This is a genomic window from Kordiimonas sp., assembly GCF_048260245.1.
GTDB lineage: Bacteria > Pseudomonadota > Alphaproteobacteria > Sphingomonadales > Kordiimonadaceae > Kordiimonas.
The window spans coordinates 1-6,416 of the sequence record NZ_JBLXGZ010000061.1 but is presented as its reverse complement, the minus strand read 5'-3'; the positions used below and the strand labels follow the sequence as shown (position 1 = coordinate 6,416).

5 protein-coding genes and 1 pseudogene are annotated in these 6,416 nt (G+C 57.4%); 4 read left to right on the top strand and 2 right to left on the bottom strand.

The window, feature by feature from the left end; translation table 11 throughout:
• Window positions 1-31: 31 nt before the first annotated feature.
• The gene (locus ACN0VM_RS17690) at window positions 32-781 is read right to left on the bottom strand and encodes a nitroreductase (protein WP_417452221.1); all 750 of its coding nucleotides are present in this window, start codon (window positions 779-781) and stop codon (window positions 32-34) included.
• 217 nt (window positions 782-998) lie between these two features.
• On the opposite strand from ACN0VM_RS17690, the gene ACN0VM_RS17685 reads away from it, so the two are divergent.
• Entirely contained in the window at window positions 999-1,415 is a 417-nt protein-coding gene (locus ACN0VM_RS17685) for a hypothetical protein (protein WP_417452220.1), read from the top strand.
• A gap of 217 nt (window positions 1,416-1,632) precedes the next feature.
• Here ACN0VM_RS17685 and ACN0VM_RS17680 read toward each other — a convergent pair whose 3' ends face one another.
• Window positions 1,633-2,709, bottom strand: a complete 1,077-nt coding sequence (locus ACN0VM_RS17680; protein ID WP_417452219.1) for a LysR family transcriptional regulator — start codon at window positions 2,707-2,709, stop codon at window positions 1,633-1,635.
• Between the two features lie 205 nt (window positions 2,710-2,914).
• Here ACN0VM_RS17680 and ACN0VM_RS17675 point away from each other — a divergent pair, with 205 nt between their 5' ends.
• The 3 genes and pseudogenes from ACN0VM_RS17675 to ACN0VM_RS17665 form a co-directional block, all read left to right on the top strand.
• The gene (locus tag ACN0VM_RS17675) at window positions 2,915-5,296 is read left to right on the top strand and encodes an efflux RND transporter permease subunit (RefSeq protein WP_417452218.1); all 2,382 of its coding nucleotides are present in this window, start codon (window positions 2,915-2,917) and stop codon (window positions 5,294-5,296) included.
• Window positions 5,268-6,089: an outer membrane lipoprotein-sorting protein gene (locus tag ACN0VM_RS17670; protein WP_417452217.1), complete on the top strand. Its 822-nt coding sequence runs from the start codon at window positions 5,268-5,270 to the stop codon at window positions 6,087-6,089. Before ACN0VM_RS17675 ends, ACN0VM_RS17670 begins: the two co-directional genes overlap by 29 nt.
• Before the next feature lie 12 nt (window positions 6,090-6,101).
• Window positions 6,102-6,416: pseudogene (locus tag ACN0VM_RS17665) on the top strand (hypothetical protein); the annotation flags it as partial.

The following is a 6,416-nucleotide window of genomic DNA, read 5'->3' as shown; positions in this document are numbered from 1 at the left end:
TCCTCCGCGAGACACCGAGCACTAAGCAAGATTAGTCCTTCAGCGGCAGTTTGACATTCTCGACCGACCGGCGCGCTGGCGCAAAGCTGTTCACTGGCGCGTCTGACGCGTAGCCCATGGCCATGCCGCAGATAAGCTTGTACCCGTCAGGCACGTCAAAGCGGGAGCGCACCGGGCTGGCCCAGGTGGCAAGCGCGGCTTGGGCACAGGTGCCGACCCCGCGCGCGTGGGCGGCGAGCGCGACCGATTGGATGAACGCCCCGGCGTCCAAGGGGCCATAGGCCCCCAGCGCGTCACTGGCAAAAACGAACAGCACCGTGGGCGCGCCAAAAAAGTCAAAATTGCGCGCGGTTTGCTGCACCCGCGCGGCCTTGTCGTCGCGGCCGATGCCCAGCACGCCATACAGCCCTTTGCCGGTGTCTTTATAGCGGGCGTCAAGCTCGGGCGGGTAGGTCATGATGGTGGTGTGGTCACCGTCCGGCCCGCGCACGCCGGACAGGAACATCCTGAGCTTGCGAAGGGGCGACGCACGGCGAAACGCCATGCCCGCACTGAACAGCGCGTGATAGTCGGCGCTGATCGCCTTGGCCACATCACCACTGGCCACCGCCACGCGGTAAGGCTGTACATTGCCCCACGAGGGCGCGTTGAGGGCGTCGGCAAGAATGGTGTCAGCTAGGCCGTCCGGCAGCGCGTCAGCCGTGAAATCCCGCACGCTGCGCCGCGTCGCCAGCGCCGTGCGCACATCCATGCTGTTTGTTGGTGTATTCCCGTCCTTCATCGTGTCCCCCGCTACTGGCTCATGCTCATAACATAGGGCACCCCCGCGAACGGGCAACGCTAACACGCCATGCACAGGTGAATAGGGCGATGGCAAGGATGTATGGGACGGAGGTGATGGTTACTTCTCTAGAACTCCTTTGAGGTGAAAACGCAAGACTGTATAAACTCTAGCGTGATGACGGGATGTTACTTTTTCGACGGAAAAGGATCGAAAAGTGGAAAATACCAGACGAATTTTATGCCTATTCGGAGTAGCGCTAATTTCTCTGCGAACCCCTACAGCAATGGGTGCCGAGGATTATCTCTGCGATGTTACCGGTGCGGGACGTGCTGAAGCCTCAGGAGAGTTCGAGACGTCCTATTTTTTGAAGCTAGTAATAGGTAGACAGTTTTCTGTGGATAGGAAAACCGGTGTCATGTCAGGTACTTTGAAGAACAATTACGTTCAGCCACCCAAGTTGATTGACAGGGGATCAAAGGACAATGCTTTCAAGGTAGTGACCATGGATGTGTTTGAGAACACGACAAATATTTATGTACTGATTATCGACGAATATATTGACGGGCGGAACAAGCCTTTTGTATTTCTCAAAAACGGCTCAGTTTACAATGGGTATTGCCGTCATTTTTGAGTGCTTTTGAATTACCGGAATTCCACGAACAAGATACTGAATTACTTTCAACGCCCGTAACCTGTCGTATCAAACCCGCTTCACCGCCTGCTTGTAGACAAAATTGTGTTCGCGTTTGCCGACGGAGATGACAGCGACCACTAGTTCACCGTCCCGCACCTGATAAACAAGGCGGCAGACTGCGCGGCGGCAACAACTGCCAACTGCAATAGCCCCCTCACTCCGCCGGGCGTTTATTCACGGCGGCCTGCGCGGCGAGTTCGGGCACGGTCATGCTGGTGGCCCTGTCGGCAACCATGTCTGCTGACAGGTCTGTGGCCCGGCCGTCCATACCGCAGTGGTGGCCATGCAGCATATTGTCAGGGTGTTTGATGCCGTGTTCGTCAAGGTCGCGGCTGGCGCGCATGATCTGTTCGCGGAACCATGTGTGGGCGGGGTGGTTGGTGAGCCGTTTGTGCCACACCACCACAGCACCGATCATATCCGGAGGCGGGCTGATGGGGCTTGGCACCACATGCATGTCAAAAAACTCGGTGCATTTGTCGGCCATGCGGCTGGGCACGGTGACAATAAGGTCACTGGAGCTGATGATCATCGGCGCCGAGCCAAAGTGGTTGACCACAATGACAATGCGCCGCTTCAGGCCCATGGTGGCCAGTTCGTCGTCAACAAAGCCGTGGGCGTCGCCCCGGTGCGAGACAAGCAAATGGCGTGCGGCGGCATATTCCTCAAGCGGGATTTCGCTATAGCGCGCCAGCGGATGGTCCTTGCGCATCATGCAGACAAAATGGTCGGTGCCCACGACCATACGGCCAAAACGGTCCGGCACATCGTCGCCCATCGGCGCGAGGGCATAGTCAGCCTCCTGCGCGTCGAGCTTCTCGAACGGGCGGCCTTCCATCGGCAGGGTATGGATGTTAACGCCCGGTGCCTCATTCACCAGATAGCCCGACAGGTAGGGCAGCAGTGTCATGGCCATATAGTCATTGGTGGCAACGGTGAAGGTGCGGTCCGCAGTGGCGGGGTCAAACGAGACGGGGTCAAGCGCTTCCTCAAGCTCCGCCAGCGCGCGGCGCACCGGGATTTCAAGCTCAAGCGCGCGGGCGGTGGGGCGCATGCCGTCAGACCCGCGCACAAACAGGTCATCCTTCATCAGATACCTGAGCCGATTGAGCGCATTGGAAACCGCCGGCTGCGACATGCCGATCTTGCGGCCCGCGCGTGTGGCGTTTCGCTCATCCATTACGGCATTAAAAACAACCAGAAGATTTAAATCTATGCCCGCCAAATTCATGGTATGAATTTCCAATGTAAGAAATATCAATTTCAAAAATTGTACCCGTCATCCCATATAGGGACAAGCGTTTGGCGATTAAAGGGGCCAGTGGCAGCAACCATTGCTGACAATTTTTGTCAGCACCCCGCAGTATGATCGTCCCGTTAGCAGCTCGAGGCACGACACACCCGGCACAAGGGTGACATAAAGCGAGGAACAGATCATGCCCAAGACCATGACTGCGATTGATGAATTTGCCGTCAAACTGGCAAATTTTGTGATTGCACGGCGGTGGCTTGTCATTTTGGCCACCCTACTGATTACCGTAAGCGTCGCCAGTGGCGGGCGCTTCCTGTCATTTTCCAATAACTACCGTGATTTTTTCTCGGAATTTAACCCTGAATTGCAGGCGTTTGAGGATTTCCAGAATACCTATACGAAGAATGACAATTTTTTCTTCACCATTGTGCCAGCGAAAGGCGATGTTTTTAACACGCAGACGCTTGCGCTGGTTGAGGACCTGACCCGCGGCGCGTGGCAGATCCCGTTTTCGATCCGGGTGGATTCGCCCTCCAACTTCCAGCATACCTACGCTGAGGATGACGACCTGATCGTTGAAGACCTCGTCAAGGGGGCGGAAAGTTTGAGCGCGGAGGCGCTTGCGGCCAAAAGCGAGATCGCGCTGACCGAGCCCTTGCTCAAAAACCAGCTTGTCACCGCCGATGGCCGCGCCATTGCGGTGAATGTGGTGGTGCAGTATCCGGAGCTGTCGCAAAACGAGGTGCCGGACACCGTGGCCTATGCCCGCGGCCTGCGTGACGAGATGCTGGCGAAATATCCCGGGCACGAGATCCGCATGACCGGGGTGTCCATGCTCAATAACGCTTTCCTTGAAGCGGGCATGGCCGACACCACGCAGATGATCCCGCTGATGTATCTGCTTTTGATGGTGCTGATGGCGGTGATGGTGCGCAGTGTGTCGGGCACCGTGGTGACCCTGTTGATGATCGCCTTCGCCAGCTTGATCGGCATGGGGGCTGCGGGGTTTGCGCGGGTCGGGCTGACGCCCATTGCGCTGTCGGCACCGACGATTATCCTGACGCTGGCCATCGCGGACGCGGTGCATATCCTCATCACCATGCGCAACGCCATGCGGGACGGCATGAGCAAGCGTGACGCGATTATTGAGGCCGTGCGGGTGAACTTTCTCGCGGTGATGGTGACGTCGCTTACAACGGCGATTGGTTTCCTCGCGCTTAACTTCTCGGACGCGCCGCCGTTCTGGCATCTGGGCAATATCTCCGCCGTGGGTATCGTGGCGGCGTGGGCCATGTCGGTCACCTTCCTGCCGGCGATGATGAGCCTGCTACCCATGCGGGCGCCCAAGCCAAAAGCGAAAACCGGCAGCAACTTTATGGGCAGCCTTGCCGATTTTGTCGTGCGCTATAACAAGCCGTTGTTTTACGGCGTCGGCGCGGTTGCCATCTTTCTGGTTGCCGCCATGCCGCGTATCGAGTTTAACGACCAGTGGACCGAATATTTCGCACCGTCGATCGAGTTCCGGCAAGACGCGGATTTCTCCAACGACTATTTCGGCTTTTATCCGGTTGAGTTTTCGGTGCAGTCCACCGGGCCGGGCGGTGTGAACGAGCCCGAGTTTCTCGAAAAGCTGGAAGAATTCACCGTCTTCCTGCGCACCCAACCCAACGTGACGCATGTCTATTCGCTGGCCGACATTATGAAGCGGTTGAACCGTAACATGCACGGCGACGAAGCCGGTTGGTACCGCCTGCCCGATGACCGGGAACTGTCGGCGCAGTATCTGCTGCTGTATGAGCTGTCGCTGCCCTATGGCCTTGACCTCAATGACCGGGTAAATATCGATAAATCAGCCACGCGGGTGACGGCGACGCTGTCGAATATCTCAACCACCGAGACCAAAACCTTCCTTGATGCCTCCCGCACCTGGATTGCTGAAAATGCCCCCGATTATATGCAAACCACGGTGCCGACCAGCGCGCAGGTGATGTTCACTTACGTCGCGGAACGTAACGTTTCCAGCATGATCGCGGGCAATATTGTTGCCGTTATCGCCATCGGCCTGGTGATGATGCTGGCGCTGAAGTCGTTCAAGATTGGTGCGCTTTCGATGATACCCAATGCCATGCCGATCCTTGCCGCCTTCGGCACATGGGCGCTGCTGGTGGGCACGGTGGGTTTTTCGGTTGCGGCGGTGGCCAGTGTGTCGCTCGGCATCGTGGTGGACGACACGGTGCATTTCCTCGCCAAATATGTGCGCGGTATCCGCGAGAAGGGCTATGACCGTGCCGGTGCCATCCGCTATGCGTTTGAAACCGTGGGTTACGCCCTTGTGGTCAACACCGTGGTGCTGGTAATCGGCTTTGCCTATCTCGCCACATCGCACTTCAAGATGAATGCCGACCTTGGGCTTTTGACCGCCCTTGCGATCAGCTTTGCCCTTATTTTCGACTTTCTTTTCCTGCCTGCTCTGTTGCTTCGGGGATCAGGTAAGTGGATTGAGAAAACGAATAAAAACGATACGACAGGAGACACAGATGATGCACAAACCCATGCTGCGCAGTAAGCGCTTTGCGGCCATACTGGCTGTCATTACGCTTGGTTATTCAATCATCAACCCGGGCCTCTGGGCGGATGAAGCCGAGGAAAGAGGCTATGAGATCGCCGCGCGGTCGGACCGGTCTGACACCGGCTTTGGCGACAGCGAAGTGACGGCTGTCATGACGCTTACCAATGCGGCCGGCGCGACATCCACCCGCGAGATGTATTTTAAAACGCTGGAGCGTGAGAATGAGCAGGTGGGCGATAAGTCGCTCACGGTTTTTGTCACCCCGCGGGATGTGCAGGGCACCGCGCTGCTGAGCCACGCGAAAATTCTTGAGGCGGACGACCAGTGGCTGTTCCTGCCTGCGCTGAAGCGGGTGAAGCGTATTTCAAGCGCCAGCAAGTCAGGGCCCTTTGTGGGCTCGGAGTTCGCGTTTGAGGATTTCACCTCAACGGAGCTGAACAAATACAGCTATAAATATGTCGGTGAAGAAACGCTGGACGGCATGAAGGTGGACGTGATCGAGCGCCTGCCGCTTTATGAAAATTCAGGTTATACGCGTCAGGTTGCCTACATTGACCAGGATGTTTTCCAGACGCGCAAGCTTGACTTTTACGACCGTAAAAATGCGTTGCTCAAGACCCTGAGCTTTGCGGACTACCGCCAGTACGGCACTATATGGCGGGCGCATACCTTGCGGATGGAAAACCACCAGACCGGCAAATCAACGACGCTGTCATACGGCGACTATACCATTGGTGCGGGCTTGTCGGACAATGATTTCGACAAAGCTGTGCTGAAACGCATCCGCTAGGGACAGACGTTTATGACGATGACGGTTCGGCGTTCAGGCCCCCAGCTGATGGCGGCCCTTGCCCTGTTTGCCACCGCCCCCAACCTGACCCATGCGGGTGAGTGGGAGGTGTCAGGCTCGGCCGGGCTTGAGATGCGCACCTTCCCCCAAAAAGGCGCATACCCCGGCCAGTTGGATACCTTCCAGCCGTCCCTTCAGCTTGAAGGTGACGTGCGCTGGACCGACAGAGAGAACCGCTGGGATGTGGTGTTTGTGCCCTTCGCCCGCCTTGACGGCAAGGACGGGCAGCGCACGCACGCGGATGCGCGCGAAGCCTACGTGCGCTGG

Bases quoted from the DNA above. Each gene is read 5' to 3' on its own strand.
- ACN0VM_RS17690 (WP_417452221.1), bottom strand. From the start codon at position 781: ATGAAGGACGGGAATACACCAACAAACAGCATGGATGTGCGCACGGCG.
- ACN0VM_RS17680 (WP_417452219.1), bottom strand. From the start codon at position 2,709: ATGAATTTGGCGGGCATAGATTTAAATCTTCTGGTTGTTTTTAATGCC.
- ACN0VM_RS17675 (WP_417452218.1), top strand. From the start codon at position 2,915: ATGCCCAAGACCATGACTGCGATTGATGAATTTGCCGTCAAACTGGCA.
- ACN0VM_RS17670 (WP_417452217.1), top strand. From the start codon at position 5,268: ATGATGCACAAACCCATGCTGCGCAGTAAGCGCTTTGCGGCCATACTG.